This is a genomic window from Massilia pinisoli, from assembly GCF_024753285.1.
Lineage (GTDB): Bacteria > Pseudomonadota > Gammaproteobacteria > Burkholderiales > Burkholderiaceae_D > Telluria > Telluria pinisoli.
In genome coordinates this window covers 95,488-121,631 of sequence record NZ_JANUGW010000005.1, presented here as the reverse complement: position 1 = coordinate 121,631, position 26,144 = coordinate 95,488, and the positions used below count along the sequence as shown (strand labels likewise).

At 64.8% G+C, this 26,144-nt stretch carries 29 protein-coding genes and 1 tRNA gene; 25 read left to right on the top strand and 5 right to left on the bottom strand.

Features of this window, described 5'->3' with window-relative positions:
- Window positions 1-65: 65 nt before the first annotated feature.
- The 4 genes from NX784_RS08700 to NX784_RS08685 all read right to left on the bottom strand — a co-directional run bounded on the left by NX784_RS08700 (window position 66) and on the right by NX784_RS08685 (window position 2,845).
- The gene (locus NX784_RS08700) at window positions 66-683 is read right to left on the bottom strand and encodes a phasin family protein (RefSeq protein ID WP_258816263.1); all 618 of its coding nucleotides are present in this window, start codon (window positions 681-683) and stop codon (window positions 66-68) included.
- A 322-nt stretch (window positions 684-1,005) separates the two neighbouring features.
- The gene (locus NX784_RS08695; RefSeq protein ID WP_258816262.1) at window positions 1,006-1,731 is read right to left on the bottom strand and encodes a hypothetical protein; all 726 of its coding nucleotides are present in this window, start codon (window positions 1,729-1,731) and stop codon (window positions 1,006-1,008) included.
- A gap of 74 nt (window positions 1,732-1,805) precedes the next feature.
- A complete protein-coding gene (locus NX784_RS08690) occupies window positions 1,806-2,324 on the bottom strand; it encodes a hypothetical protein (RefSeq protein WP_258816261.1) in 519 nt (172 codons plus the stop codon).
- 17 nt (window positions 2,325-2,341) lie between these two features.
- On the bottom strand, window positions 2,342-2,845 hold the full coding sequence (locus NX784_RS08685) for a hypothetical protein (RefSeq protein WP_258816260.1): 504 nt from the start codon (window positions 2,843-2,845) through the stop codon (window positions 2,342-2,344).
- Window positions 2,846-3,033: 188 nt separating this feature from the next.
- Between NX784_RS08685 and rpsO the strand changes: the two genes are divergently transcribed.
- From rpsO to NX784_RS08670, 3 genes are all read left to right on the top strand, one after another.
- On the top strand, window positions 3,034-3,303 hold the full coding sequence (gene rpsO / locus NX784_RS08680; protein ID WP_036230908.1) for a 30S ribosomal protein S15: 270 nt from the start codon (window positions 3,034-3,036) through the stop codon (window positions 3,301-3,303).
- Between the two features lie 195 nt (window positions 3,304-3,498).
- Window positions 3,499-5,607 carry a polyribonucleotide nucleotidyltransferase gene (gene pnp, locus NX784_RS08675; RefSeq protein ID WP_258816259.1) on the top strand — a complete coding sequence of 703 codons (2,109 nt, stop codon included), beginning with the start codon at window positions 3,499-3,501 and terminating at the stop codon, window positions 5,605-5,607.
- 155 nt (window positions 5,608-5,762) lie between these two features.
- Complete coding sequence (locus tag NX784_RS08670; protein WP_258816258.1) at window positions 5,763-6,251, top strand: hypothetical protein; 489 nt, start codon at window positions 5,763-5,765, stop codon at window positions 6,249-6,251.
- Window positions 6,252-6,275: 24 nt separating this feature from the next.
- Here NX784_RS08670 and NX784_RS08665 read toward each other — a convergent pair whose 3' ends face one another.
- The gene (locus NX784_RS08665; RefSeq protein ID WP_258816257.1) at window positions 6,276-6,470 is read right to left on the bottom strand and encodes a DUF3079 domain-containing protein; all 195 of its coding nucleotides are present in this window, start codon (window positions 6,468-6,470) and stop codon (window positions 6,276-6,278) included.
- Between the two features lie 324 nt (window positions 6,471-6,794).
- Between NX784_RS08665 and NX784_RS08660 the strand changes: the two genes are divergently transcribed.
- The 22 genes from NX784_RS08660 to nuoG all read left to right on the top strand — a co-directional run bounded on the left by NX784_RS08660 (window position 6,795) and on the right by nuoG (window position 26,141).
- Complete coding sequence (locus tag NX784_RS08660; RefSeq protein WP_258816256.1) at window positions 6,795-7,016, top strand: hypothetical protein; 222 nt, start codon at window positions 6,795-6,797, stop codon at window positions 7,014-7,016.
- 411 nt (window positions 7,017-7,427) lie between these two features.
- Window positions 7,428-8,294 (top strand): STAS domain-containing protein, encoded by an 867-nt coding sequence (locus NX784_RS08655; RefSeq protein WP_258816255.1) that lies wholly within the window; start codon window positions 7,428-7,430, stop codon window positions 8,292-8,294.
- A gap of 9 nt (window positions 8,295-8,303) precedes the next feature.
- The gene (locus NX784_RS08650) at window positions 8,304-8,660 is read left to right on the top strand and encodes an STAS domain-containing protein (protein WP_258816254.1); all 357 of its coding nucleotides are present in this window, start codon (window positions 8,304-8,306) and stop codon (window positions 8,658-8,660) included.
- Window positions 8,660-9,127 carry an anti-sigma regulatory factor gene (locus NX784_RS08645; protein WP_258816253.1) on the top strand — a complete coding sequence of 156 codons (468 nt, stop codon included), beginning with the start codon at window positions 8,660-8,662 and terminating at the stop codon, window positions 9,125-9,127. Before NX784_RS08650 ends, NX784_RS08645 begins: the two co-directional genes overlap by 1 nt.
- Window positions 9,115-10,146 carry an ATP-binding SpoIIE family protein phosphatase gene (locus tag NX784_RS08640; RefSeq protein WP_258816252.1) on the top strand — a complete coding sequence of 344 codons (1,032 nt, stop codon included), beginning with the start codon at window positions 9,115-9,117 and terminating at the stop codon, window positions 10,144-10,146. The genes NX784_RS08645 and NX784_RS08640 overlap by 13 nt, the downstream gene beginning before the upstream one ends.
- On the top strand, window positions 10,143-11,480 hold the full coding sequence (locus NX784_RS08635; RefSeq protein ID WP_258816251.1) for an ATP-binding protein: 1,338 nt from the start codon (window positions 10,143-10,145) through the stop codon (window positions 11,478-11,480). The genes NX784_RS08640 and NX784_RS08635 overlap by 4 nt, the downstream gene beginning before the upstream one ends.
- Before the next feature lie 10 nt (window positions 11,481-11,490).
- Window positions 11,491-13,401, top strand: coding sequence for an ATP-binding response regulator (locus NX784_RS08630; RefSeq protein ID WP_258816250.1), 1,911 nt, complete (start codon window positions 11,491-11,493; stop codon window positions 13,399-13,401).
- A 189-nt stretch (window positions 13,402-13,590) separates the two neighbouring features.
- Window positions 13,591-13,779: a hypothetical protein gene (locus tag NX784_RS08625; RefSeq protein ID WP_075796307.1), complete on the top strand. Its 189-nt coding sequence runs from the start codon at window positions 13,591-13,593 to the stop codon at window positions 13,777-13,779.
- A gap of 288 nt (window positions 13,780-14,067) precedes the next feature.
- A complete protein-coding gene (locus NX784_RS08620; protein WP_258816249.1) occupies window positions 14,068-14,829 on the top strand; it encodes a GIN domain-containing protein in 762 nt (253 codons plus the stop codon).
- A 76-nt stretch (window positions 14,830-14,905) separates the two neighbouring features.
- Window positions 14,906-15,520, top strand: coding sequence for a tetratricopeptide repeat protein (locus NX784_RS08615; RefSeq protein ID WP_258816248.1), 615 nt, complete (start codon window positions 14,906-14,908; stop codon window positions 15,518-15,520).
- Window positions 15,521-15,688: 168 nt separating this feature from the next.
- A complete protein-coding gene (locus NX784_RS08610) occupies window positions 15,689-16,015 on the top strand; it encodes a KGG domain-containing protein (RefSeq protein WP_258816247.1) in 327 nt (108 codons plus the stop codon).
- A 317-nt stretch (window positions 16,016-16,332) separates the two neighbouring features.
- A complete protein-coding gene (locus NX784_RS08605) occupies window positions 16,333-17,319 on the top strand; it encodes an NAD(P)H-quinone oxidoreductase (RefSeq protein ID WP_258816246.1) in 987 nt (328 codons plus the stop codon).
- Window positions 17,320-17,421: 102 nt separating this feature from the next.
- The gene (gene tpiA / locus NX784_RS08600; protein ID WP_258816245.1) at window positions 17,422-18,168 is read left to right on the top strand and encodes a triose-phosphate isomerase; all 747 of its coding nucleotides are present in this window, start codon (window positions 17,422-17,424) and stop codon (window positions 18,166-18,168) included.
- Between the two features lie 101 nt (window positions 18,169-18,269).
- The gene (secG, locus tag NX784_RS08595; RefSeq protein WP_258816244.1) at window positions 18,270-18,707 is read left to right on the top strand and encodes a preprotein translocase subunit SecG; all 438 of its coding nucleotides are present in this window, start codon (window positions 18,270-18,272) and stop codon (window positions 18,705-18,707) included.
- 206 nt (window positions 18,708-18,913) lie between these two features.
- A tRNA-Leu gene (locus NX784_RS08590) sits at window positions 18,914-18,998 on the top strand.
- 291 nt (window positions 18,999-19,289) lie between these two features.
- A complete protein-coding gene (locus tag NX784_RS08585; protein WP_258816243.1) occupies window positions 19,290-19,649 on the top strand; it encodes an NADH-quinone oxidoreductase subunit A in 360 nt (119 codons plus the stop codon).
- A 3-nt stretch (window positions 19,650-19,652) separates the two neighbouring features.
- Complete coding sequence (locus tag NX784_RS08580) at window positions 19,653-20,129, top strand: NuoB/complex I 20 kDa subunit family protein (RefSeq protein WP_036230641.1); 477 nt, start codon at window positions 19,653-19,655, stop codon at window positions 20,127-20,129.
- Between the two features lie 18 nt (window positions 20,130-20,147).
- Window positions 20,148-20,741, top strand: coding sequence for an NADH-quinone oxidoreductase subunit C (locus NX784_RS08575; protein WP_258816242.1), 594 nt, complete (start codon window positions 20,148-20,150; stop codon window positions 20,739-20,741).
- Window positions 20,741-21,994, top strand: coding sequence for an NADH-quinone oxidoreductase subunit D (locus NX784_RS08570; protein ID WP_258816241.1), 1,254 nt, complete (start codon window positions 20,741-20,743; stop codon window positions 21,992-21,994). The genes NX784_RS08575 and NX784_RS08570 overlap by 1 nt, the downstream gene beginning before the upstream one ends.
- A gap of 17 nt (window positions 21,995-22,011) precedes the next feature.
- Window positions 22,012-22,488: an NADH-quinone oxidoreductase subunit NuoE gene (nuoE, locus tag NX784_RS08565; protein ID WP_258816240.1), complete on the top strand. Its 477-nt coding sequence runs from the start codon at window positions 22,012-22,014 to the stop codon at window positions 22,486-22,488.
- Complete coding sequence (gene nuoF / locus NX784_RS08560; RefSeq protein ID WP_258816239.1) at window positions 22,485-23,780, top strand: NADH-quinone oxidoreductase subunit NuoF; 1,296 nt, start codon at window positions 22,485-22,487, stop codon at window positions 23,778-23,780. The genes nuoE and nuoF overlap by 4 nt, the downstream gene beginning before the upstream one ends.
- Before the next feature lie 21 nt (window positions 23,781-23,801).
- Window positions 23,802-26,141 carry an NADH-quinone oxidoreductase subunit NuoG gene (nuoG, locus tag NX784_RS08555; protein WP_258816238.1) on the top strand — a complete coding sequence of 780 codons (2,340 nt, stop codon included), beginning with the start codon at window positions 23,802-23,804 and terminating at the stop codon, window positions 26,139-26,141.
- Window positions 26,142-26,144 lie beyond the last annotated feature (3 nt).

The window sequence follows — 26,144 nt, the reverse complement described above, 5'->3', positions numbered from 1 at the left end:
GGGCGTTGCGCCGAGCGGGGCCGTGCGCGCGACGGCGCATGGCCCCGTGTCGTCGGCGGCGAGGGTCAGCTCGCCTTGCTTGCGCCCTTGCCTTGGCCCGATTGCGGGCTCCCCTGGACGCTGCCGCGGTACGTGCCTTCCGGCGTACCGGCTTCGGCGTGACTGCGCGATTCGGCGCCGTTGCCGCCGCTTTGCAGATTGCCGCGCTGTGCGCTGCCGTTGGCGCGCGCTTCCTGGAATGGATCGCGGAAATTCTTCAGTGTTTCCTGCTGCGTGCGCAGGCTCTTTTGCGTTTCTTCCGAGGCGGCGCGCGCCACCTCGTCGGCCAGTGTCCGGGCCGTGCGTGACGTTTCCGGCACGTGCTGCTCGGCCACGCGGGCCATCTCGGCCTGCGAGTCCGCGACGACGCGCGTCAGGTGCTGCTGGTAGGCGCGCAGCTTTTCCGCGGCCGGTTGAGCGCGCGCGGCGGCGGCGGAGATGACCTCCGTCGGGTGATTGGTAGTCCACATTTGCTGGCTGGCGAGATTGCTCTCTTCGAGCAAGGTCTGGCTCAGCTGGATGTTCGCTTCGACGATGCTCTGGATCGAACGCGACCAGGTTTTCGACATGTCGTTGAGGAAGGCGACCTGGGCGTCCAGGTGCGAACGGACTGCGGGGGTAACCGCTTGCGAGAATAGGAACATGGATGACCTCATAAAAAGTGTATCCGCTGTGTGAGGGGCGATGCGTCAGCATAAAAATGCTAGGAAATAATTTCTGTCAGAAATTTTGCATCGCACAATCGCGCTCGGCGCAAAATGCGTCCCGGCGCGAGTTCGTAAGACTAGACGATTTCGATGACATTTCAACCGCTTTTTCAATCGTGCGGACGAAATACGCGACCTGCATCATGGTTTCCCACGGCCGGGAGTGGCTGTCGTCGAAGCCGGGCTCGCCGGCGTTTAGTCGATAAAATTGCTGCGACGCAGCAGGTCTGTCGGGCAGGCACGCTTGAGGTGGCGGCCCTCAATCCCGGGCTGTGCGCCACTCCTGCCCGTTGGCGGTCGACTCGTGCGCCGGGCAGTTGGTCTGGCGCCACTTGCCGTGCTTCTCGATCATGTCGATGCTCGCCGCGGGCGAGCGCTCCGTCATGCAATAGGTCTGGCCGCCCGTGACGATGCGCGTGCGCCGGGCGCCGTCGCCGGTGTTGTTGACCAGTTCGTCCATGCCGGGCTCCATCTGGGCCGCCGCCGCGATCCCTTTGCGCATACGGATCTGCGGGCTGTCCAGTGGGGCCACGATGTAAGGAAAATTTTCCTTGCGCAGCGCGCGGTCGACGGCGCCCGCGTCGCGGCGCGCCCGTTCGAGCAGGGTGGCCGCATCGGCACCGGCCGCCGGTGCCGCCGACGTGGATGCGGGCGGCGCCGCGGCGGCGGGCGGTGCGGCCGGTACGACCGGGACGGACGGAAGCGGCAGCAAGGTGATCGCGCTTGGCCGCGCGGGCGCATGCGCCGGTACGCGCGCGGGTTCCGGGCGCGCTTCGTCCTCGCGGCGCGGCTGCGGCCGGGCGGGCGGCGCGGGCAAGCGTATCCATTGGATCGTCGTGCGGACGGGATCGGGCGCGGGGGTGATTGGGGCCCGGCGCGTCAGCTGCCAGCCCAGCAGCAGGAGGGCGTGGATGGCGATGGTGACCGCGAGGCCGACTGGGCGGCGGTCACGCGGCGGCAGGAAGGTGGGAACGGTGGCGCTCATGTCGCCCGAGTATAGCGGGCGGCGGGCGCGGCATTCTCACACATTGTCGCGCCGGGGCCGGCGCCTTGGCGGGGTCAGCGGTGGCGGAAGCGCTCGTCGTACATCGGGTCGGGCCCGTTGAGCATCTGGCGCACGATGCCCTGAGCGTCGAAGTGCACGTTCATCAGCGAGTTCCATACACCCGCTTCCTTGTAGCGGTAGGACCAGACTTCGTAGTCGTGCACGTACACCCGCGAGACCTCGGCGGGGCGGCCGAAGTGGCGCAGGATGTCGTCCTTGGTCCAGTGGTCGACCTTCACCTGCGCGAAATTCTCGCTGGTGAGCACCTGCTCGTACGAGATCAGGCGGCCGTCCGGGCCGATGCGCGCCATGTACTGGAACTGGCCCATCGGCTGGCCGCGGTACTCGAGCACCTGGCCGCCATCCGGCTCGGGATACGTCGCGGCGGGCTGGCCCAGCGCGGCGGTGACGGCCGTGAGCGGCGCACCGATGGGCGGCGGTTGCCGGAACACGGTGGCGCAGGCCGACAGGGCGAGCACCGTGGCGGCCATCAGGCCGGCTGTGCGCCAGGTTGTGCGGGAAGGGGCGGGCATCGCAGTCCTCCGTTGATTCACAGGCCTTTCGAGCGGTCGTCGAGCACCGGATCCGGCGTATTGTCCGTGCGGCGCACTTCGCCCCGGCCGTTGAAATAGACGTTCATGTAGGCGGGCCAGACGCCGTCCTGCTTGTAGCGGTAGGACCAGACCTCGCCGCCGTCCACGCGGTCGCGCGACGCCTCGGCAGGGCGGCCGAAGCTGCGCAGCACGTCGTCCTTCGTCCAGTTCCCCGGCTGTATCTTGGCGAAGTTCTGGGTCGTCAGCACCTGTTCGTACGAGATGAGCCGGCCGTCGGCGCCGATATGCGCCATGTGCTGGAACTGGCCCATCGGTTGCCCCCGGTATTCCAGCATCTGGCCGCCGGAAGGAATCGGATAGACGGCGTCGGGCTTGCCCAGCTTGGCGGTCACGTCGGCCAGCGGCGTGCCGGCCGGCGGCGTGCGGTTGAAGGAGGCGCAGGCGGACAGGGCGGCGCCGAGCGCCAGGACGACGACAGTGTTCTTGATCGGGGTGGTCATGGTCGTATGCCTTTCGGGCATGCCGAAATGGCATCGCCAACCCGGGGATTGTAACGGAAGACGAGGAAACACTGGCCTCGCCACGTCTTTTCACCTATACTTCCCGGTCTTGGCCTTCCGGCCAGGTTTTTTATTAATTCACGGTGCGCTGGGTTCCGACTCTTGCACCGCATGTGAAAGGCAACATCATGACCGTAGAAAACATCAACAAGGCCGCGATCATCGCGGACAACGCACGTGGCCAGAACGACACCGGTTCGCCGGAAGTCCAGGTTGCACTGCTGACCGCCCGCATCAACGAACTGAACGGCCACTTCAAGGAACACCAGAAGGATCACCACTCCCGTCGTGGCCTGATCATGATGGTCAACCGTCGTAAGAGCCTGCTGGCTTACCTGAAGCGCAAGGATCTGAACCGTTACCGCGACCTGATCGCCAAACTCGGCCTGCGTAAGTAATCAGCAGTTCCCGAGCATTGCGCCAGACGGCTCAAGCTTCGAAATGCCTGCGTCAGTTTTACTGCCGCGGGCATTTTTCGTTTTGGTCGTCGTTGAAGTTTTTCCTGTAGCAAAGGTTGTCGTCGAGAGCGGCAACCCGTGGTGAGGTGAACGACAGCGCCTGAAAATCTGTCGGCAAATAGAAAGGGATTACCCATGTTTAACAAAGTTACGAAAACCTTCCAGTACGGCGACCATACCGTGACCCTGGAGACCGGCGAAATCGCTCGCCAGGCCAGCGGCGCCGTCCTCGTGTCGGTGGAAGACACCGTCGTTCTCGCCACCGTCGTGGCCAAGAAGGACGCGAAGCCGGGCCAGGACTTCTTCCCGCTGACCGTCGACTACATCGAGAAGAGCTATGCGGCCGGCAAGATCCCGGGCGGCTTCTTCAAGCGCGAAGGCCGTCCGTCGGAGAAGGAGACCCTGACGTCGCGCCTGATCGACCGTCCGATCCGTCCGCTGTTCCCGGAGGGCTATCTGAACGAAGTCCAGGTGATCATCCACGTCCTGTCGGTCAACCCGGAAATCGATCCGGACATCCCGTCGATGATCGGCGCTTCGGCCGCCCTGTGCATCGCCGGCATCCCGTTCAACGGCCCGATCGGCGCGGCGCGCGTCGGCTACGCGAACGGCCAGTACATCCTGAACCCGACCACCACGCAGCTCAAGACGTCGCAGATGGACCTCGTCGTCGCCGGTACCGAACACGCCGTGCTGATGGTCGAATCGGAAGCGCAGCAGTTGTCGGAAGAAGTCATGCTGGGCGCGGTCGTCTACGGCCACGAGCAGATGAAGGCCGTGATCGACGCGATCCACGCGCTGGTCGAAGAAGGCGGCAAGCCGGAAGTCGAATGGGCACCGGCACCGAAGAATGAAACCCTGATCGCGCAAGTCGCGCAACTGGCCGACGCGAAGATCCGCGACGCCTACCAGACCCGCGAAAAATCGGCACGCCAGCAAAAGCTGAAGTCGCTGTCGACCGAAGTGCTGGCAGGCCTGGCCGCGCAGGGCGTCGAAGCGGACGCGGCCGAAGTCGGCAACATCCTGTTCGACATGGAAGCCAAGGTCGTGCGTTCGCAGATCCTGGAAGGCGAGCCGCGCATCGACGGCCGCGACACCCGCACCGTGCGTCCGATCTCGATCCGCACCAGCGTCCTGCCGCGCACCCACGGTTCCGCGCTGTTCACCCGCGGCGAAACCCAGGCCCTCGTGATCGCCACGCTGGGTACGGGCCGCGACAGCCAGAAGATCGACGCGCTGATGGGCGAGTACACCGACGACTTCATGATGCACTACAACATGCCCCCGTTCGCCACCGGCGAAACGGGCCGCGTGGGCACGCCGAAGCGCCGCGAAATCGGTCACGGCCGCCTGGCCAAGCGCGCGCTGGTCGCCGCGCTGCCGTCGCCGGAAGAGTTCAGCTACTCGGTCCGCCTGGTGTCGGAAATCACGGAGTCGAACGGTTCCTCGTCGATGGCTTCCGTCTGCGGCGGCTGCCTGGCACTGATGGACGCCGGCGTCCCGATGAAGGCCCACGTGGCCGGCATCGCGATGGGCCTGATCAAGGAAGGCGGCAAGTTCGCCGTCCTGACCGACATCCTGGGCGATGAAGACCACCTGGGCGACATGGACTTCAAGGTTGCCGGTACCACCGCAGGCATCACCGCACTGCAGATGGACATCAAGATCCAGGGCATCACGAAGGAAATCATGCAGGTGGCACTGGCGCAAGCCAAGGAAGCCCGCCAGCACATCCTGGGCGAGATGCAGAAGGCCGTGCCGTCCGTGAAGACCGAGCTGTCGGACTTCGCACCGCGCCTGATCACCATCAAGATCAACCCGGAGAAGATCCGTGACGTGATCGGCAAGGGCGGCGCCGTCATCCGCGCGCTGACGGAAGAGACCGGCACGCAGATCGACATCACGGACGAAGGCATCGTGACCATCGCTTCGGTCGACGCCGCCGCCGGCCAGGAAGCCAAGCGCCGCATCGAAGAGCTGACCGCATCCGTCGAAGTGGGCAAGACCTACGACGGCACCGTGCTGAAGCTGCTGGACTTCGGCGCCATCGTGCAAGTCATGCCGGGCAAGGATGGCCTGCTGCACATCAGCCAGATCGCCAACGAGCGCGTGAACGCCGTCGCCGACTACCTGAAGGAAGGCCAGCAAGTGCGCGTGAAGGTCCTCGAGACCGACGAGCGCGGCCGCCTGAAGCTGTCGATGAAGGCAGCAGCCGCGGATGACGCGGTGGCAGCGGCGCAGTAAGCCTCTGCCGGCTGTTCAGCCGAACAAAACCGCCAGTGCGTGAGCCTGGCGGTTTTTTTGTGCCTGACATCCGGGGCGTCACGTACGCCTGACAACATGTCTCGTTTGTCCCGAATTCGGCGAACTGGAGCCGCTTCCTCCATCGCACTGAAGGGATGCTAGAGTTGCAATACAGCAGAGACGTTTCTTTATTGATCATGTCAGATTCTTACCTTCGCTACGTACCGAATGACCCCGCGTTCGTACCGCAGGCGGAAGCGGCTTGTGAAGCCGTACGTTTTTTGGGGAAGCTCGCGAGCGCCGGGACAATCGAGACCCGGATCAGCGAAACGGTGATGTTTGTCGACGCCGGAGAAAATTGGGACGGTGTTTGTTGTCCGACGTGCGGGGCCGATGCTGACGCCTGGTGGTCGACTGCGATGGACGCCGCCTGGCAGTCACAGTTCGCCTGCCTCGATGTGCGCGCACAGTGTTGCGGAAATCAGGTCTCGCTCAATGAGCTCCGTTATGGCTGGCCCGTCGCCTTCGGCAAGTTTGTGCTTGAGGTGAGGAACGCGGGAATACCTCGTTTGCAGCCTGAGCAGTTGGCTCGACTCGAAAGCATCTTGGGTTGCGGTCTCAAGGAGATACTGGCCAATACTTAGAAGTACGAGGAAAAGGCTGCGCGTTTATCGGGAGTCGGAATCGGGCGTGTCTTTCGAATCGAGCCCCCAGTCCTGCCAGTCGTCACCGAATAATTCCACCGGGTGCTGCGTACGCACCGAACCATTTCCGCATGCCATTGAATCCGCGGGGCAGTATTTGTCACAACCCCAGCACACGCGCTCCGGGTGTATCGGATGAATGGGAAATTTCTTGGCCATCTATGAAGTATCGTGACCTGGGCAGCGATTTTCCTTGATCCAGTTTAACTTCTTCCGAAAGTACACCACGAGCGTTCGATCGTTTCCTTGTTTCCAGCATTGCGCTGCTCGCGCATCAGCGTATGCGGTGGACATAGGTCGACACGTCTTGTCTGGCGCTCTTATTCATGACGCGAGAAGGCACTATTCGTTAAGGTGATATCTCGACAGTGCTTGGTACTTTATATATTAAATCCATGAATGACCAGTATTTGAACATAGAATTGGATTTATATCTCATCCGTTTCCATAATGTGCTCACAGTCAACGAAACGGAGAAGAGAAATGAACATCGCAAAAAACATGGAATTCGTCTTTGTCGCAACCGCCTTCGTCGCCGTCACCATGGCGAACGCGTTCGCAGCGCCCGCCGCGCCGCTGAAAGTCTCGGCCCGCTCGGCCATCGTCGCGAAGGCGCCGGTCTTTGAAGCACCGATGATGACGATCGTCGTCGTCGGCAAGCGCCCGACGGCCGCACAGAAAGCCAAGCGCACGGCCACCGTATGAGCCGCCGTGCCGAACAGGGGCGTCGCCATCCACGCGACGCCCGCTGACGCCGCATGACGTAGGTCCCTCCAGTTCCCCACCGTGCCAGCCGATTCGGCGCTGGACGACTCCCGCCTCCCCACGCATTGCCCTTCCGGCGTCTTGCCGGCATGCGTCGTGCCGTCGCACCGCACGTGCATACGCACCGAATTCGGATGCTCCCCGGATCCGCGAACATAAATATCCCCGAGCTGAAATGGTGCCGAACATGTGGCGTCATGGTGCCGGTATTGAAAAATAAATTTAGTTTTCAAAGTCCTATCGTGTCGTGTTGCCCAGGCAATGGATGGTATAGTTGGTCATTTGACAGAATTGCCGGGATCGTAAAATGGTCCGAACGGCGTAACCTTTCACGACGAAAAAGGACAACAGATGACCACCCAGGACTACGCCAACCGCATCAGCCAGCTCATCCAGGACCACGAGGCCGAGATCGGCGCCGAATGGGCCGAGCAGCTGAGCGCCCTGACGGTGCGGTCGAACGTGGTCGCGAAAGACCAGCTGCGCAAGCACTGCCAGCAATTCCTGGCCGCGTTCGCACAGGCCACGCGCGGCGGCGAACTGCAGAACATGGAACACCGTTCGTGGGACGAGGTGCGCGACATCCTGAGCGAGATCTCGGCGAGCCGCGCCCGCAACGGCTCGACCCCGAGCGAGACGGCGACCTTCGTCTTTTCGCTGAAGCAGCCGCTGTTCACGCACCTGAACGAGGGCTTCGCGAACGATCCGGCCGGGCTGGCCAATGCGACGTGGACCATCGGCTCGCTGCTCGACAAGATGGGCCTCTACACGATCGAGGTGTTCCAGCGCGCCCGTGACCAGATCATCGTGCGCCAGCAGCAGGAATTGCTGGAATTGTCGACGCCCGTCGTGAAGCTGTGGGACGGCATCCTCGCGCTGCCGCTGATCGGCACGCTGGATTCCGCGCGCACGCAGGTCGTGATGGAAAACATCCTGCAAAAGATCGTCGACACGGGCGCCGCGATCGCCATCATCGACATCACCGGCGTGCCCACCGTCGACACGCTCGTCGCGCAGCACCTGATGAAGACCATCGCGGCCGCACGCCTGATGGGTGCGGACTGCATCATCAGCGGCATCCGCCCGCAGATCGCGCAGACCATCGTGCACCTGGGCGTGAACCTCGAGGACGTCGTCACGAAGGCCACGCTGGCCGACGCGTTCCTCGTCGCGCTCGAGCGCACGGGCACGTCGGTCGTCAAGCGCAGCCACGCGTAAGGACGGGGCATGGAACGCATCCCGATCCTCCGCATGGGCGGCCTGCTGCTGGTGACGATCCAGGTCGACATGCACGACCGCCTGGCGATGACCCTGCAGGACGACCTCACCGAACGCATCGTGCGCGACCGCGCGAAGGGCGTGCTGATCGACATCTCCGCGCTCGACCTCGTCGACTCGTTCATCGGCCGCATGATCAGCAACACGGCCGCGATGGCGCGCGTGCTCGATGCGCAGACCGTCGTCGTGGGCATGCAGCCGGCCGTCGCCATCACGCTGGTCGAACTGGGCCTCACGCTGCACGGCGTGAAGACGGCACTCAACGTCGAGAAGGGCATGGCCCTGCTGGGAAAGACTAATTTTTGATGAGCGCAGCTCTCGATAACGCGGCCCGCTTCGAGTCGGAAGTGCTCGATCGGCACCGCCAGCATCGCACCGAACGCACGGCGCTGTCGCTGCGGTCGGACGAGGACGTCGTCGCCCTGCGCAAGCACGTGCGCGAGCGCGCCGTCGCGATCGCGCTGTCGCTCGTCGACCAGACCAAGCTCGTGACGGCCGCCAGCGAACTGGCGCGCAACACGCTGAAGTACGGCGGCGGCGGCAGCGTCTACCTCGACGCGCTGGAGGACGGCTTCCGCAAGGGCGTCGGCCTGATCTTCGTCGACGACGGTCCCGGCATTGCCGACCTCGAGATGGCGCTGCGCGACGGCTTCACGACGGGCGGCGGCCTGGGGCTTGGCCTCGGCGGCTCCAAGCGTCTCGTCGACGAGTTCGACATCGATTCCCGTGCGGGAGAAGGCACTGCGGTGTCGGTCGTCAAATGGAAACGCTGATCACGTCGCTGTCTCCGCAGCTCAACTTCCCGATCACCCACGCCAGCGACGTCGCCGCCGCCCGCCGCGCGGGGCAGAAGCTGGCGGATGCGCTGGGCTTCGACGACGTCAAGGCCGGGCGCCTCGCCATCGTGATCACGGAAGCCGCCACCAACATCCTCAAGCACGCGGGCGAGGGCACCGTCACCGTCATGCGCACACAGTCCGCCGTGGCGATGCCGGGCGTGGACGTGATCGCTATCGACCACGGCCCCGGCATCCGCGATATCGAATTCGCGCTGCGCGACGGCGTCTCGACGGCCGGCACGGCCGGCACGGGCCTCGGCGCGCTGCGCCGCCAGGCCGACGAATTCGACGTCTGGACGCAGCACGGCCAGGGCAGCGCGTTCTTCATGCGCATCTGGCAGGGCGCCGTGCCGCCGGAACCCTGCGGTGTCGAAGTGGGCGCCCTGTGCACGCCGCTCGCGGGCGAGGAAGAGTGCGGCGACGGCTGGGCCGTCGCGTGCAATCACGGCGGCGCCACCTTGCTCGGCGTCGATGGCCTCGGCCACGGCCCCGAAGCCGCGAAGGCCGCCGCGGGCGCGATCCGCGCGCTGGAACAGCGCCCGGCCGACACGCCCGCCGACGTGGTGCACACCGCGCACGGCCTGCTGCGCCTCACGCGCGGCGCGGCGCTGTCGGTGGCGCGCATCGACTACGGTGGCGACGAGGTGCGCTTCGCCGGCATCGGCAACGTGAATGCCATCGTCCACGACGGCCTCGCGCGCCGCGCGCTCGTCTCGCACAACGGAATCGTCGGCCACAATATGCGCAAGGTGCAGGAATTCACGGCGCCGTTCCCGCAAGGCGCGCTGTGCGTGCTGTACTCGGACGGCATCCAGTCGCAATGGGACCTGGCCGCGTATCCCGGCCTGCACGCGCGCGCGCCCGCGCTCGTGGCGGCCGTGCTGATGCGCGACTTCATCCGCCGCCGCGACGACGCGATGGTGCTGGTCGCGCGCCGCAAGGTGACGTCATGAGCGTGCAGCGCATCCTCGCCGTGGGCCTGGACGACGAGCAGGACGTCGTGCTCGTGCGCCAGCGCGCGCGCCAGGTCTCGCACCTGCTCGGGTTCTCGCACCAGGACCAGGTGCGCATCGCGACCGCCGTCTCGGAAGTGGCGCGCGGCGCATGCCAGCTCGCGTTCGGCGGCCGCACGGCATTCCTGATCCGCGACGGCGGCCGGCGCCAGGTGCTCGAAGTGACGATCAGCGCGGGCCCCGGCGCGTCGGGCCCGCTGGCGGACGACGCCGTCGTCACGGCGCACCGCCTGATGGACGACTGCGACGCCGTGCACGACGGCGCGGGCACAGCCACGATCACGATGTGCAAGGCACTGCCGCCGCAGTCCCACGTGGACAACGCGCGCCTGGCCGCGATCGCGGCGCAGCTCGCGAAGGACAGCCCCGTCGCGAACACGTACAACGAATTGCAGCTGCAGAACCGCGAACTGGTCACCACGTTGGCCGAGCTGCGCGAGCGCCAGGAAGACCTGCTGTCGCTGACGCGCGAGCTGGAAGACACGAACCGCGGCATCGTCGCGCTGTACGCGGAGATCGAGGACAAGGCCGAGAGGTTGCGCAAGGCGGACGAGATGAAGTCGCGCTTCCTGTCCAACACGAGCCACGAGTTGCGCACGCCGCTGTCGTCGATCCGCGCGCTGGCCAAGCTGCTGCTCGACCGCATGGACGGCGACCTGACGCCGGAGCAGGAGCGCCAGGTGCGCTATATCGAGGCCGCCGCGGCCGACCTGTCGGAACTCGTCAACGACCTGCTCGACCTGGCCAAGATCGAGGCGGGACGCGTCGAGGTGCTGGTGGCGCCCGTCGTCGTGGACAACCTGTTCCGCGCGCTGAAGGCGATGCTGCGCCCGCTCGTCGACGACGCGCGCGTGGACCTCGTCTTCGAACCGTGCGCCTTCACCGAGGCGTTCGACTCGGACGAGGGTAAGATCTCGCAGGTGCTGCGCAATTTCATCTCGAACGCCCTGAAATTCACCGAGCAGGGCGCCGTGACCGTGTCGGCCTTCCACGACCCCGACGCCGACACGATCACCTTCGCGGTGGTCGACACCGGGATCGGCATCAGCCCGGACAACCTGCAGCTGATCTTCGAGGAGTTCAGCCAGATCGAGCACCCGCTGCAGCGGCGCAGCAAGGGTACAGGTCTCGGACTGCCGCTGTGCCGCAAGCTGGCGGCGCTGCTCGGCGGCCGCGTGGAGGTGGTCAGCCAGCCAGGCGCGGGCTCGACGTTCAGCCTCGTGCTGCCGCGCGTCTTCCCGTCCCATTCTTCGCCGCGCAACGATGCAAACTGAGGAACGCAACATGACGACCCCGACCTTGATCCTCAACGTCGACGACAACGATGGCGCCCGCTACGCCAAGACCCGCATCCTGCAGAGCGCCGGCTTTACCGTCGTCGAGGCGAGCAACGGCACCGACGCGCTGGCCGTCGTGAAGCGCGGCGGCGTCGCGCTCGTGCTGCTCGACGTGAAGCTCCCCGACATCAACGGCATCGAGGTGTGCCGCCGCATCAAGGCCGACCCGGACAGCGCGATGGTGCTCGTGCTGCAGACGTCGGCCGCGCTGACGGGCCGCGCCGACAAGATCCGCGGCCTGGAGGGCGGTGCCGACAACTACCTCGCCGCCCCGATCGAGGCGGACGAACTGGTCGCCAACGTCAACGCGCTGCTGCGCATGCGCCAGACGCAGAGCGCGCTGCGCGACAGCGAGGAACGCTTCCGCCAGCTCACCGACAACATCGAGGACGTGTTCTGGATGTTCTCCGTGCCGGCGCGCGCGCTCGAGTACGTGAGCCCCGCGTACGCGACGATCTGGGGCCGGCCCGTCGAGACGCTCGAGCGCGAGCCGGGGAGCTGGATGGCCGCCGTGCACCCGGACGACCGCGCCTACGTGGCGTCGCTGTGGGATGCGTTGCCGTCCACGCCGCACTACGACGCCGAGTTCCGCGTGACGATGCCGGATGGTTCGCTGCGCTGGGTGCGTGACCGCATGTTCGCCGTGCGCGATACCCGCGACGAGGTGTATCGCGTGGCGCGCGTGACGAGCGACATCACGCGCCGCAAGGAGATGGAAGCGCTTCTGCGCGCGGCCGACGCCAACAAGAACGAATTCCTTGCGACGCTCGCGCATGAGCTGCGCAACCCGCTGTCGCCGATCCGCAATGCGGCCGCGCTGCTGGGCGCATCAAGCATGGGCACGGGCGCGGATGCGGTCGAGCGCCAGGCGCGCGCGCGCGACGTCATCACGCGCCAGGTCGACCACCTCGCGCACCTCGTCGACGACCTGCTCGACGTCGCCCGCATCTCGGAAGGCAAGATCGTCCTGCGCCAGGAAGAGGTCGAACTGAAGGGTGTGATCGCGCAGGCCGTGGAGACGGCCGGCCCGTTGATCGCGGCGCGTGGCCACAAGCTCGACGTCGTCCAGCCGGACTGCCAGATCTGGCTGATGGGCGACCCCGTGCGCCTGGCGCAGTCGATGGGCAACCTGCTGCACAACGCGGCCAAGTTCACGCCGAAGGGCGGCCGCATCAAGGTCGAGGTCACCCTCGACGGCGAGATCGTGCGCATCGCCGTGCAGGACAACGGCATCGGCATCGCGGAAGACAGCCTGTCGCGCATCTTCGGCATGTTCGCCCAGGCCGCCGTCCCGCCGGACCGGGCGCCGGAAGGCCTCGGCATCGGCCTGTCGCTCGTCTCGCGGCTGCTCGAGATGCACGGCGGCCGCCTGTCGGCCACGAGCCCCGGCATCGGGCTGGGCTCCACATTCGTCGTCGAGCTGCCCGTGCTGCGCACGGCGCTAGCGGGGCAGGAGACGGCCGCGGCGGGCACCGTGCCCGGCCAGCCGGCAGCGGCGTCGGGCGGGCGCAAGGTGCTGCTCGTCGACGACAACGTGGATGCGATGGAGATGATGGCGTTCCTGCTGGCCGAGATGGGTTACGAGGCGCACACGACGGCCGACGCCGGCGACCTCGTGCAGATGGCGCTGTCGCTGCGGCCGGACGTGATCGTGCTCGACATCGGCCTGCCCGGTGTGGACGGGTACGAGCTCGCGCGCAGGCTCAAGGGGAATCCGCAGCTGGCGTCCACCCGCCTCGTGGCGCACACGGGCTATGGGTCGCCGGAGGACCGGCGCAAGGCGCAGGACGCGGGGTTCGATGCGCATCTCGTCAAGCCGGCGGAGTTGGAAGACCTGGAAAAAGCCTTGCAGGGCTGATCGCTCGGCCGTTTCGACGCTGGCTGAACGCGTGGACGGCCGAGCCGTCCACCCTACCGTAGGGTGGACGGGTTTCCCGTCCACGCGTTCAACGAACTTTCGAGTTGCCGCAATACGTGCGTCATCGCACGAACACCGCCTCGGCATCGGCCTAATCTTGCGGCATCATTGCCACCAACGGAGGCCATCATGCCCAAGGGAGCCAGCCCGAAACGCGAGCGCGAGTACAAGAAGCTCGAGACGGAATTCAAGAAGGAACACCGCTATCCGGGCCGTGAGGAAGAGGTCGCCTCGCGCATCGTGAACAAGCAGCGCGCCGAGCACGGCGAGACGAAGCAGTCGTCGAGCGGCGGCTCGAAGCAGTCCGCCAAGAAGTAATCCCGCAGCGCCATCTTTAAAAGCAAAGCCTCCCGCGCCCGCGCGCGGGAGGCTTTCGCACGTCCATGCATACATCAATGACAAACGGTGACAAACCGTGACATTTTGAGCGGGTCCGGCGGGCGATAATGACCGGCTCGCCTATGCATGTCAGCCTCGTCCCCATGTCGCTCAGGTGGCCTTTTTTGCAGTTCGTCGCAATCCGCTGGGAGGTGCGGCCGGATCCGTCTATCCTGTCATCAATACTTAGTCGCTTCTACAAAAAAGAACAGGAATTCGGAGAATCGGATGAACAAGATTTTCGCGCTCGCTCCGGTGGGCGTCGCCCTGTGTACGATCCTCGGGTTCGCGCACGCCGCGCCCGATCTCGCAACGGAGACGCGTCCCGTCGATGCCCGTGTCGTGCGGGTCAAGGTGGACGGTGCCGTCGACTTGCGGATCCGCCAGGGCGGCACGCCCGCGCTGACCTTGACAGGGGAATCGCGCTACCTGACGCGCACGACGACGGCGCAGAACGGCGACACGCTGACCATCGACACGGACATTCGCGGTCACGTGCACGGCGGGTCGCTGCATGCGGAACTCGTGCTGCCGGCGCTGCGCTCGGTGACGTCCGAGAGCCTGGGCACGACGGACATCTCGGGCTTTTCCGGCGACGAACTGGAACTCACGCTGGACGGCGCGGGGTCGATGAAGATCGCCTGCAACTACCGCATCGTGAAGGCGAACCTGGGCGGCATCGGCAGCATGCAGATGGTGGGCCTGAACGGGGAGGGCGTGGAACTGAACCTGCAGGGCGCGGGATATATCTCGCTCAGCGGGCGCGCCAAGTGGATCAAGGCCGACCTCGGTGGCCTTGGCAACCTGGATGCGCAGCAGTGCAATGCGGACTCCGTCGACATCGACCTGTCGGGCCTGGGCAATGCGCGCGTGACGGCGCGCCAGAACGCGAACCTGAACCTGTCCGGCATGGGATCGGTGACGGTGTACGGCAAGCCGCAGAACCGCACGGTGGCCGTCGACGGACTGGGCAAGGTGAGCTGGAAGTAGGTGAGCTGGACGTAGCCGTATCTCGACAAGAAGTAGAAAAACGAAGAGGCGCAAGCCTCAAGATCCGAACGAGACAATGAGAAAACTGACCGTTGCGATCCTGCTCGCACTGGGCCTGAACGGTAGTGCGATGGCGGGCCTCACGGAGGGCGCCAATGCCTACAATGCCCGCAACTACGCGCTGGCGCTGAAGGAGATCACCCCGCTTGCCAAAGCCGGCAACGCGGACGCGGAGCATTTGCTGGGCCTGATGTACTACATGGGGCGCGGCGTCCCGCGCGACTACAAGCAGGCGTTCGCCTGGCACTACAAGGCCGCCGTGCAGGGCAAGGCGGACGCCGAATACGTGATCGGCGCCATGTACTACACGGGCAACGCCGTCCCCCAGGACCAGAAGCTGGCCGTGCAATGGTTCCGCAAGGCAGCCGAGCAGGGCCATCCGGACGCGCAACACGCGCTCGCCCTCATGTACCGCTACCACGTGGGCGGGATGCCGCAGGACGTCGTCATCGCCTACATGCTGTGCAACCTGGCCGCCGCCAACGGCCACCGCAACGCCATCGAACAGCGCGCCTCGCTCGCCAAACAGATGAGCCAGGAGCAGATCGACGAGGCCCAGGCGCTGTCGCGCAACTGGAAGCCGGGCACGCCTTTGCCGGCGTCGTCGCGCACGGGCGGCGGCGGTTCCTGAACAGTTAAGTTGCTCCAAGATGTAAGGACCAAGCCCACAGCGGTATGGGGAATCGTCCTACGCGCGCATGGCGAAACCTTGATGTCCCGGCCGTCTCGACGGGACTACGATGGGGACCCTCAAGCAGTTTTCATGAGCCGTACGACAACTCAACCATTGGAGGCAATCATGGCAAACCAAGGCAATCAGGGCGGCAACAAGGGCGGCAACAACCAGAGCGGCGACACCAGCAACCGCGGTTTCGCATCGATGGACCCGCAGAAGCAGCGTGAAATCGCTTCGGAAGGCGGCAAGGCCGCACACGCTTCCGGTAATGCCCACGAGTTCACCTCGGAAGAAGCACGCCGCGCCGGTTCGATGAGCCACAAGAACGACGGCAGCCAGCAAAGCCAGCGCGGCGGCAGCCAGCAAAGCGGCGCCGGTACCCGTGGTGGCACGCCGGAGCAGCACGCCAAGGCCGGCTCGCAGAGCCACAAGAACGACGACAAGAAGTGATGTGATGCGCCGAGCCTGAACGCGAAGGCGGATCGCGCGCACCGGCAGCGCTGGTGAGATCGCATACCGTCCCGCAGTTCCGTATCGCACACACAACGTGACCGACACCGCCAGCCTCCGGGCTGGCGGTGTTTTTTTTATCCGTCCACCCCACGGTTCTTACAAATCGCACCCTGAGCCGTAAATTTACTACATTTATTGTATAAACGAGCATTTTCTTGCTCATTGTTAGCGTTACCCGCCATTTTCTGCTTGCTCATGCTTGGGTGATCCGAGCCGCTCGCGTACAATTGCTCTTTATTTAACTAGGGTATGCCATGCGTGCAATCGAAATCACCCAGCCCGGCGGGCCGGGCGTGCTCACGCCCTGCGAGCGCTCCGTACCGCTACTGAAGCCGGGCGAAGTCCTCATCCGCGTGCTCGCGGCCGGCGTCAACCGGCCCGACGTGTTCCAGCGGCTGGGCCAGTATCCCGTGCCGCCCGGCGCGTCCGACTTGCCGGGCCTGGAAGTGGCCGGCGAGATCGTCGACGGCGACCTGGGCGCCAGCGGCTTCAGCAAGGGCGACCTCGTCTGCGCCCTCGTGCAGGGCGGTGGCTATGCGGAATACTGCGCGGCGCCTCTCGCGCAATGCCTCCCGGTGCCGAAGGGCTTGAGTCCGCTCGAAGCGGCCGCGCTGCCCGAAACCTTTTTCACCGTGTGGAGCAACGTGTTCCAGCGCGCCGCGCTGGCGGAGGGCGAGAGCCTGCTCGTGCAGGGTGGCAGCTCCGGCATCGGCACGACGGCGATCCAGTTGGCGACGGCGCTGGGTCACCGCGTGTTCGCTACCGCGGGCAGCCAGGACAAATGCCGCGCGTGCGAGTCCCTAGGCGCCGAGCGCGCGATCGACTACAAGACGGAAGACTTCGCCGCCGTCGTCAAGGAATTGACGAACGGGAAGGGCGTCGACGTCGTGCTCGACATGGTCGGCGGCGACTACGTGGCCCGCGAAATCGCGTGCCTCGCGGACGACGGCCGCATCGTCGTCATCGCGCTGCTGGGCGGTGCGAAGGCCAATGTCGACCTGGGCCAGGTGCTGCGCCGCAGGCTCACCATCACGGGCTCCACGTTGCGCCCGCGCCCCGTCGCGTTCAAGGCACAGATTGCGCGCGAGCTGCGCGAGCGCGTGTGGCCGCTGCTGGAAGCCGGCCGCATCAAGCCCGTCATTTACCAGACCTTCCCCCTCGAGGCGGCAGCCGACGCGCACACGCTGATGGAAAGCAGCGCGCACGTCGGCAAGATCATGCTGAATGTCGCCGCGAACTGAGACAACAAGAATGAATAATCCATTGAACAACCATGCCAGGCCCGGTTTGACCGGTTTTTCAACGCCCGTTACAATAGCGGGTTATTTGACCGTGAGGTTGTAATGCGTGCCAAACTCATCGTAGGCAACTGGAAGATGAATGGCAGCCGCGCGGTCAATGCAACGCTGCTGGAAGGTATCGTCGCAGGGCTCGGCAACGCGAAGGCGCAGTGCGCCGTCTGCGTACCGGCCCCGTACCTGCAGCAATGCGAGGACGTGTTGACCGGCACGCCGGTCGGGTGGGGCGCGCAGGACGTGTCGATCCACGCATGCGGCGCCTACACGGGCGAAGTATGCGCGACGATGCTGTCCGAGTTCGGCTGCCGCTACGTGATCGTCGGCCACTCCGAGCGCCGCGCCTACCATCGCGAAGACAGTGCGCTGGTGGCGAAGAAGGCGCTGGCGGTGCTGGCGGAGGGCATGACACCGATCGTGTGCGTCGGCGAAACGCTGGAGCAGCGCGAGGCGGGCGAGACGGCGCAGGTGGTCGGCGCCCAGCTCGACGCCGTGCTGGAAGCGCTCGACGGCGCATCGGTGACGAAGATCGTCGTGGCCTATGAGCCCGTGTGGGCCATCGGCACCGGCAGGAACGCGACGCCGGCGATGGCGCAGGACGTGCACGCGCAATTGCGCGCGCAGCTGAAGGCGCGCAGCGCCGAGGCGGCGGCCGTCGTACCGATCCTGTACGGCGGCAGCATGAAGCCGGAGAATGCGAAGGATTTGCTGGCCCAGCCGGATATCGATGGCGGGCTGATCGGGGGCGCGGCCTTGAAGGCGGAAGATTTTCTTGCCATCATTCACGCGGCCTGAATAACGCCGGGTTGGTCATCCAGTCCAGGCGAGGAATCTCTTCCCGGTGCGCCGGGATTCGTTTTTAGTAACGTAGTTTCAACCTTGGAATGGAATAAACAATGAACGTGTTGTTCAATCTGATCGTCGTCGTGCAGGTCGTCTCCGCGCTGGCCATCATCGGTCTCGTGCTCGTCCAGCACGGCAAGGGCGCCGATATGGGCGCGGCCTTCGGTTCCGGCGCGTCCGGCAGCCTGTTCGGTGCCAGCGGCTCGTCGAACTTCCTGTCGAAATCGACGGCCGTCGCCGCCGCGATCTTCTTCGCGTCCACCTTGGGCCTCGCTTACTTCGGCAGCAACCGTCCGCATGCGAGCGTGGGCGGCGGCGTGATGGAAAACGTGACCGTGCCCGTGAAGAAGGCGCCGGCCGCCGGCGACGCGATCCCGACGACCGTGCCGGCGCCTGCCGCCGCACCGGCCGTGCCGGCCGCATCGGTGCCCGCTGCACCGCAGGATGTGCCGGCGCCGGCAGCGGCACCGGCACCCGCGCCCGCAAAATAATTTCGGGGCGGCCACTTCCTGCACGCGCGCGCAGGGTGGTGTAACATGCGCGGGCTTCGGTCCGCCAGCGCCGGCGACCGGACTCTCAACTCGGCCCGCCGTAAACACAAGTTTTATAAAGTTGAGAAAAAGAGTATTTTTTCTTGGGTTAGCGCAATTTGAGCATTGAAAAATGCTGCTAAGACAGGGTAGAATACTGGTCTCCAGCCGACGTGGTGAAATTGGTAGACACGCTATCTTGAGGGGGTAGTGGCGCAAGCTGTGCGAGTTCGAGTCTCGCCGTCGGCACCAAGATACAAGAAGCCAGCTAGGGCGCATGAGCTTCCGCTCGCAAGCCTAGCTGGCTTTTTTACGAGGATATGTCGGAGGCTTTGAAGAACCGTCCCAGCGGCGGCGCTTCTGGCCCGAGAAGCCCAGTCGTACGAACGTGCGGCGAGCCTCGAAGGTCGGGATCGGCAACGCGAAGATGATTCAGTGTCTCCAGTCGTACGATCCTGGCTCAGGCAACCGGCCGGGATTGCGCGATGCGGTACTGCAGCACTGCAGTGTTTTTTCAACCGATCGTTCAACTAAGGCTTCATCGTGAACCTCGAGAACTATTTCCCCGTCCTACTCTTCATCGTGATCGGCACCGTTGTCGGCGTCGCATCGCAGCTCCTCGGCCGCGTGATCGGCCCCCATCGCCCCGATGCGGCGAAACTCTCCCCGTATGAATGCGGCTTCGAGGCGTTCGAAGACGCGCGCATGAAGTTCGACGTCCGGTACTACCTGGTCGCGATCCTGTTTATTTTGTTTGATCTGGAAACGGCATTCTTCTTCCCTTGGGGCGTTTCGATGCGCGACCTGGGCTGGACGGGGTTCGTCACGATGATGGTGTTCATCGTCGAATTCGTCGTCGGCTTCTGGTACATCTGGAAGAAAGGTGCCCTTGATTGGGAATAAGCCATGGCTATTGAAGGCGTTTTAAACGAAGGTTTTGTCACCACCACAGCCGACAAGCTGATCAACTGGGCGCGCACCGGGTCGATGTGGCCCATGACGTTCGGCCTGGCTTGCTGCGCAGTCGAGATGATGCACGCGGGGGCCGCGCGCTACGACCTCGACCGCTTCGGCGTCGTGTTCCGCCCGTCGCCGCGCCAGTCCGACGTGATGATCGTGGCCGGTACCCTGTGCAACAAGATGGCGCCCGCACTGCGCAAGGTGTACGACCAGATGGCCGAGCCGCGCTGGGTCATCTCGATGGGTTCGTGCGCCAACGGCGGCGGCTACTACCACTACTCGTACTCCGTCGTGCGCGGTTGCGATCGCATCGTGCCGGTCGACGTCTACGTCCCGGGTTGCCCGCCGACGGCCGAGGCCCTGTTGTACGGCATCATCCAGCTCCAGAACAAGATCCAGCGCACCAATACCATCGCGCGATAATCCAAGCCGGTTTCAACCATGACGACTAAAATCGAAGCCCTCGAACTCGCCCTGAAGAATGCTCTGGGCGAGGGCGCTGCCATTACCGTGGCGCTGGGCGAAGTAACGGTAGTAGTGAAGGCCTCCGAGTATCTGGCCTCGATGCGAAAGCTGCGCGACGATCCCGCGCTGCGTTTCCAGGAACTCGTCGACCTGTGCGGTGTCGACTACTCGTCCTACGGCGAAGGCACGTGGGACGGTCTGCGTTTCGCGGTCGTGTCGCACCTGCTGTCGATCGAGCACAACTGGCGCGTGCGCGTGCGCGTGTTCTGCCCGGACGACGACATGCCGCTGGTCGACTCCATCACGAGCATCTGGCGCAACGCCAACTGGTTCGAGCGTGAAGCGTTCGACCTGTTCGGCATCCTGTTCGAGGGCCACGGCGACCTGCGCCGCATCCTCACCGACTACGGCTTCATCGGCCACCCGTTCCGCAAGGACTTCCCGATCTCGGGCTATGTCGAGATGCGCTACGACCCCGAACAGAAACGCGTGGTCTACCAACCCGTGACGATCGAGCCGCGTGAGAACATTCCGCGCGTGATCCGCGAAGAAACCTACGGGATGAAATAATGGCTGAGCTTAAGAATTACACCCTGAACTTTGGTCCGCAGCACCCGGCAGCGCACGGCGTGCTGCGTCTCGTGCTGGAACTGGACGGCGAGGTCATCCAGCGTGCCGACCCCCATATCGGCCTGCTGCACCGCGGCACCGAGAAACTCGCCGAGACCCGCACCTACCTGCAGTCCGTGCCGTACATGGACCGCCTCGACTACGTCTCGATGATGTGCAACGAGCACGGCTACGTGCTGGCCATCGAGAAGCTGCTGGGCATCGACGTTCCCATCCGTGCGCAGTACATCCGCACGATGTTCGACGAGATCACGCGCATCCTGAACCACCTGATGTGGCTGGGCGCGCACGCGTTGGACATCGGTGCGATGGGCCCGTTCCTGTACGCGTTCCGCGACCGCGAAGACCTGTTCGACGTGTACGAGGCCGTGTCGGGCGCGCGCATGCACGCGGCGTACTACCGCCCGGGCGGCGTGTACCGTGACCTGCCGGACGTGATGCCGCGCCACCGCGAATCGCCGTTGCGCAGCAAGAAAGCGATCGACGAACTGAACGAGACCCGCCAGGGCTCCGTGCTCGACTTCATCGACTCGTTCACGAAGCGCTTCGACGGCTATGTCGACGAATACGAGACCCTGCTGACCGATAACCGTATCTGGAAACAGCGTACCGTCGGCATCGGCGTCGTGACGCCGGAAGACGCGATGGGCATGGGCTTCTCGGGCCCGATGCTGCGCGGCTCGGGCATCGCCTGGGACCTGCGCAAGCTGCAGCCGTACGCCGCCTACGACAAGGTGGAATTCGACGTCCCCGTCGGCACGAATGGCGACTCGTATGACCGCTATCTGGTCCGTATCGAGGAAATGCGCCAGGCCAACCGCATCATCAAGCAGTGCATCACGTGGCTGCGTGCGAATCCGGGCCCGGTCATGACGAACAACCACAAGGTCGCCCCGCCGTCGCGCGTGGACATGAAGACCAATATGGAATCGCTGATCCACCACTTCAAGCTGTTCACCGAAGGCTTCCACGTCCCGCCGGGCGAAGCGTATGCGGCCGTCGAACATCCGAAGGGCGAGTTCGGCATTTACATCGTGTCGGACGGCGCCAACAAGCCGTACCGCCTGAAGATCCGCACCCCGGACTATGTCCACCTGCAATCGCTCGATGAAATGGCGCGCGGTCACATGATCGCCGACGCCGTCACCATCATCGGCACGCAGGACATCGTGTTCGGCTCGATCGACCGATAAGAAGGGTAGAAAAGATTATGTTATCTGAGCAGTGCTTGAAAAAAATCGACCGCGAGTTGGCCAAGTATCCGGCCGACCAGCGCCAGTCGGCCGTGATGGCCGCGCTGGCCCACGCGCAAGTCGAACTGGGCTGGCTGTCGCCGGAAACGATGCAGGAAGTGGCCGACTACATCGACATGCCCGCCATCGCCGTGCAGGAAGTCGCCACCTTCTACAATATGTACAACCTGAAGCCGGTCGGCAAGCACAAGATCACCGTGTGCACCAACCTGCCGTGCGCGCTGTCGGGCGGCGAGCGCGCCGCCCACCGCATCAAGGATGCCCTGGGCATCAATTTCCGCGAAACGACCGAAGACGGCCAGTTCACCCTGCTGGAAGGCGAGTGCATGGGCGCCTGCGGCGACGCGCCGGTCATGCTGGTGAATAACCACCGCATGTGCTCGTTCATGTCGGACGAGAAGATCGACGCCCTGCTGGAGGAACTGAACAAATGACCAGCCTGCACGACCGCCACATCAACCCGCTGATCCTGAAGGATCTGACCGGCGACAACTGGCACCTGGAAGACTACGTCAAGCGCGGCGGCTATTCCGCGCTGCGCCGCATCCTGGAAGAGAAGATCACCCCCGAGCAGATCATCGCCGATCTGAAGACGTCCGGCCTGCGCGGCCGCGGCGGTGCGGGCTTCCCGACCGGCCTGAAGTGGAGCTTCATGCCGCGCCAGTTCCCGGGCCAGAAATACCTCGTCTGCAATACCGACGAAGGCGAACCGGGCACGTTCAAGGACCGCGACATCATCCGCTACAACCCGCACGCACTGATCGAAGGCATGGCCATCGGCGCGTACGCGATGGGCATCACCGTGGGCTACAACTACATCCACGGCGAGATCTTCCAGGAATACCTCCGCTTCGAAGAGGCGCTGGAAGAGGCGCGCGCCGCCGGCTTCCTGGGCGACCGCATCCTGGGTTCGGACTTCTCGTTCCAGCTACACGCGCACCATGGCTATGGCGCGTACATTTGCGGCGAAGAGACGGCGCTGCTGGAATCGCTGGAAGGCAAGAAGGGCCAGCCGCGCTTCAAGCCGCCGTTCCCCGCGTCGTTCGGCCTGTACGGCAAGCCGACCACGATCAACAACACGGAAACGTTCGCAGCCGTCCCGTTCATCCTGAACATGGGCGCCGCCGAGTACATGGGGCTGGGCAAGCCGAACAACGGCGGTACGAAGATCTTCTCGATCTCCGGCGACGTCGAGCGTCCGGGCAATTACGAAGTCCCGCTGGGTACGCCGTTCGCCAAGCTGATGGAACTGGCCGGCGGCATGCGCGGCGGTAAGAAGATCAAGGCCGTCATCCCGGGCGGTTCGTCGGCACCGGTCGTGCGCGGCGACGTCATGATGCAGACCGACCTGGACTACGACTCGATCGCCAAGGCCGGTTCGATGCTGGGTTCGGGCGCCGTGATCGTCATGGACGAGACCCGCTGCATGGTCAAGTCGCTGCTGCGCCTGTCGTACTTCTATTACGAGGAATCGTGCGGCCAGTGCACGCCATGCCGCGAAGGCACGGGCTGGATGTACCGCATGGTCCACCGCATCGAACACGGCCAGGGTCGTCCGGAAGACATGGACATGCTGAACTCGATCGCCGACAACATCCAGGGCCGCACCATCTGCGCACTGGGCGATGCCGCCGCGATGCCGGTCCGCGCCATGATCAAGAACTTCCGCGAAGAATTTGAATATCACGTCGAGCACAAGCACTGCCTGGTGCCGACTTACCTCTAAACCGGGTCAGGTAACGATCAAATGGTTGAAATCGAATTAGACGGCAAGAAAGTCGAAGTCCCACCGGGTTCGATGGTGATGGACGCCGCAAACAAACTGGGAACCTACATCCCGCACTTCTGCTACCACAAGAAGCTGTCCATCGCGGCCAACTGCCGCATGTGCCTCGTGGAAGTGGAAAAAGCGCCGAAGCCGCTGCCTGCCTGCGCCACCCCGGTCTCGCCGGGCATGATCGTGCGCACGCACAGCGACAAGGCCGTGCAGGCGCAGAAGTCCGTCATGGAATTCCTGCTGATTAACCACCCGCTGGATTGCCCGATCTGCGACCAGGGCGGCGAATGCCAGTTGCAGGATCTGGCCGTCGGCTACGGCAAGGGCGACTCGCGCTACGCGGAAGAGAAGCGCGTCGTGGCGCCGAAGGAAGCGGGCCCGCTGATCTCGATGGAAGAGATGAGCCGCTGCATCCAGTGCACCCGCTGCGTGCGCTTCGGCCAGGAAGTGGCCGGCGTGATGGAGTTCGGCATGGTCGGCCGCGGCGAGCACTCGGAAATCACGACGTTCGTCGGCAAGTCCGTCGACTCGGAAGTGTCGGGCAACATGATCGACCTGTGCCCGGTCGGCGCGCTCACGAGCAAGCCGTTCCGCTATTCCGCACGTCCGTGGGAATTGCAGCGCCGCCGTTCGGTGTCGCCGCACGATTCGCTCGGTTCGAACCTGATCGTCCAAGTGAAGGGCGGCAAGGTGATGCGCGTGCTGCCGCTGGAAAACGAAACGATCAACGAGTGCTGGCTGTCCGACAAGGACCGCTTCTCGTACGAAGCCCTCGACAACGCCTCGCGCCTGACGACGCCGATGCTGAAGCAGGACGGCAAGTGGATCGAGACCGACTGGCAGACGGCGCTGGAATACGTCGCCCACGGCCTGCGCAACATCCGCCACGAACACGGCGCCGACAGCATCGCCGCCATCGGCACCGCGCACTCGACCGTCGAAGAATTGTTCCTGCTGCAAAAGGCCATGCGCGGCTTCGGCATCGAGAACGTCGACTTCCGTCTGCGCCAGACCGACTTCGCGCTGGACGGCCAAGTGGTCCCGCACCTGGGCATGCCGATCGCCGAACTGTCGACCCTGGCACGCGTGCTGGTCGTCGGCTCGTTCCTGCGCAAGGACCACCCGCTGGCCGCGACGCGCCTGCGCGCCGCCGTCAAGTCGGGCGCCAAGCTGTCCATCGTCCACGGCTCCGCCGACGACAACCTGATCCCGACCGCGAACCGCTTCATCGCGGCACCGAGCGACTGGCTCGCCGCGCTGTCGGAAATCGCCGTCGCCGTCGCTGCAGCGAAAGGTATCGCCGCTCCGGCCGGCCTGGAAGGCGTGACCGCCGGTGACGTCGCCAAGGCCATCGCCGCAACGCTGGCCGTGGACAACGCTGCCGACCTCCCGGGCGCCGTCCTGTTGGGTAACGCCGCGATGTACCACCCGCAGGCGTCGAAGCTGCATGCGATCTCGCAATGGATCGCCGAGCAGACTGGTGCCAAGTTCGGCTACTTCGTCGACGCCGCCAACACGGTCGGCGGCTACGTGGTCAACGCCACGTCGAAGAATGCCGGGGTTAATGGTGGCCTGTTCGCGCAGCCGAAGAAAGCGTACGTGCTGCTGAACGCGGAACCGGAACTGGATGCGGCGAATCCGTCGCAAGCCGTCAAGGCGCTGCGTGGCGCCGAGATGGTCGTCGCGATGTCCGCATTCAAGCACGGCATGGACTACGCCGACGTGCTGCTGCCGATCTCGCCGTTCAGCGAAACGGCCGGCACGTTCGTCAACTGCGAAGGCCGCGCACAGAGCTTCAACGGCACCGTCAAGCCGCTGGGCGAGACGCGTCCCGCGTGGAAAGTGCTGCGCGTGCTGGGCAACCTGCTGGGCCTCTCCGGCTTCGATTACGAGAACTCGGAAACGATCCGCGACGAAGCGCTGGGCAAGGGCAACATGGACCTGTCCGCGAAGCTGAACAACGTGGCGAAGACGGCTGTCGCCGGCGCGTTCTTCGGCAATGGCGAGCAACTGGAACGCCTGGCCGACGTGCCCATCCACTTCGCCGACGCCGTCGCGCGCCGTTCCGAACCGCTGCTGCGCACGGCCGATGGCCAGACGCCGCGCGCCACCTTGTCGGCCAAGCTGGCCGAGAAGCTGGGCGTCGCCGCTGGCGATGCGGTCACCGTATCGCAAGGGCAGGGCAGTGTCGTGCTGGTGGCGAACATCGACGCGCGCCTGCCGGCGAACGTCGTGCGCGTCGCGGCCGCCCACGAATCGACTTCGGTACTGGGCGACATGTTCGGTCCGATCAACGTAGCTAAAGCATAAAAG

Coding starts and splice junctions, on each gene's coding strand:
- NX784_RS08650 (WP_258816254.1), top strand. CDS start 8,304: ATGGAACGCATCCCGATCCTCCGCATGGGCGGCCTGCTGCTGGTGACG.
- NX784_RS08695 (WP_258816262.1), bottom strand. CDS start 1,731: ATGAGCGCCACCGTTCCCACCTTCCTGCCGCCGCGTGACCGCCGCCCA.
- NX784_RS08610 (WP_258816247.1), top strand. CDS start 15,689: ATGGCAAACCAAGGCAATCAGGGCGGCAACAAGGGCGGCAACAACCAG.
- NX784_RS08685 (WP_258816260.1), bottom strand. CDS start 2,845: ATGACCACCCCGATCAAGAACACTGTCGTCGTCCTGGCGCTCGGCGCC.
- NX784_RS08620 (WP_258816249.1), top strand. CDS start 14,068: ATGAACAAGATTTTCGCGCTCGCTCCGGTGGGCGTCGCCCTGTGTACG.
- NX784_RS08655 (WP_258816255.1), top strand. CDS start 7,428: ATGACCACCCAGGACTACGCCAACCGCATCAGCCAGCTCATCCAGGAC.
- NX784_RS08605 (WP_258816246.1), top strand. CDS start 16,333: ATGCGTGCAATCGAAATCACCCAGCCCGGCGGGCCGGGCGTGCTCACG.
- NX784_RS08635 (WP_258816251.1), top strand. CDS start 10,143: ATGAGCGTGCAGCGCATCCTCGCCGTGGGCCTGGACGACGAGCAGGAC.
- nuoF (WP_258816239.1), top strand. CDS start 22,485: ATGACCAGCCTGCACGACCGCCACATCAACCCGCTGATCCTGAAGGAT.
- tpiA (WP_258816245.1), top strand. CDS start 17,422: ATGCGTGCCAAACTCATCGTAGGCAACTGGAAGATGAATGGCAGCCGC.
- NX784_RS08660 (WP_258816256.1), top strand. CDS start 6,795: ATGAACATCGCAAAAAACATGGAATTCGTCTTTGTCGCAACCGCCTTC.
- pnp (WP_258816259.1), top strand. CDS start 3,499: ATGTTTAACAAAGTTACGAAAACCTTCCAGTACGGCGACCATACCGTG.
- nuoE (WP_258816240.1), top strand. CDS start 22,012: ATGTTATCTGAGCAGTGCTTGAAAAAAATCGACCGCGAGTTGGCCAAG.
- NX784_RS08640 (WP_258816252.1), top strand. CDS start 9,115: ATGGAAACGCTGATCACGTCGCTGTCTCCGCAGCTCAACTTCCCGATC.
- NX784_RS08690 (WP_258816261.1), bottom strand. CDS start 2,324: ATGCCCGCCCCTTCCCGCACAACCTGGCGCACAGCCGGCCTGATGGCC.
- secG (WP_258816244.1), top strand. CDS start 18,270: ATGAACGTGTTGTTCAATCTGATCGTCGTCGTGCAGGTCGTCTCCGCG.
- NX784_RS08630 (WP_258816250.1), top strand. CDS start 11,491: ATGACGACCCCGACCTTGATCCTCAACGTCGACGACAACGATGGCGCC.
- NX784_RS08700 (WP_258816263.1), bottom strand. CDS start 683: ATGTTCCTATTCTCGCAAGCGGTTACCCCCGCAGTCCGTTCGCACCTG.
- NX784_RS08615 (WP_258816248.1), top strand. CDS start 14,906: ATGAGAAAACTGACCGTTGCGATCCTGCTCGCACTGGGCCTGAACGGT.
- NX784_RS08670 (WP_258816258.1), top strand. CDS start 5,763: ATGCTAGAGTTGCAATACAGCAGAGACGTTTCTTTATTGATCATGTCA.
- NX784_RS08575 (WP_258816242.1), top strand. CDS start 20,148: ATGACGACTAAAATCGAAGCCCTCGAACTCGCCCTGAAGAATGCTCTG.
- NX784_RS08665 (WP_258816257.1), bottom strand. CDS start 6,470: ATGGCCAAGAAATTTCCCATTCATCCGATACACCCGGAGCGCGTGTGC.
- rpsO (WP_036230908.1), top strand. CDS start 3,034: ATGACCGTAGAAAACATCAACAAGGCCGCGATCATCGCGGACAACGCA.
- nuoG (WP_258816238.1), top strand. CDS start 23,802: ATGGTTGAAATCGAATTAGACGGCAAGAAAGTCGAAGTCCCACCGGGT.
- NX784_RS08570 (WP_258816241.1), top strand. CDS start 20,741: ATGGCTGAGCTTAAGAATTACACCCTGAACTTTGGTCCGCAGCACCCG.
- NX784_RS08580 (WP_036230641.1), top strand. CDS start 19,653: ATGGCTATTGAAGGCGTTTTAAACGAAGGTTTTGTCACCACCACAGCC.
- NX784_RS08645 (WP_258816253.1), top strand. CDS start 8,660: ATGAGCGCAGCTCTCGATAACGCGGCCCGCTTCGAGTCGGAAGTGCTC.
- NX784_RS08625 (WP_075796307.1), top strand. CDS start 13,591: ATGCCCAAGGGAGCCAGCCCGAAACGCGAGCGCGAGTACAAGAAGCTC.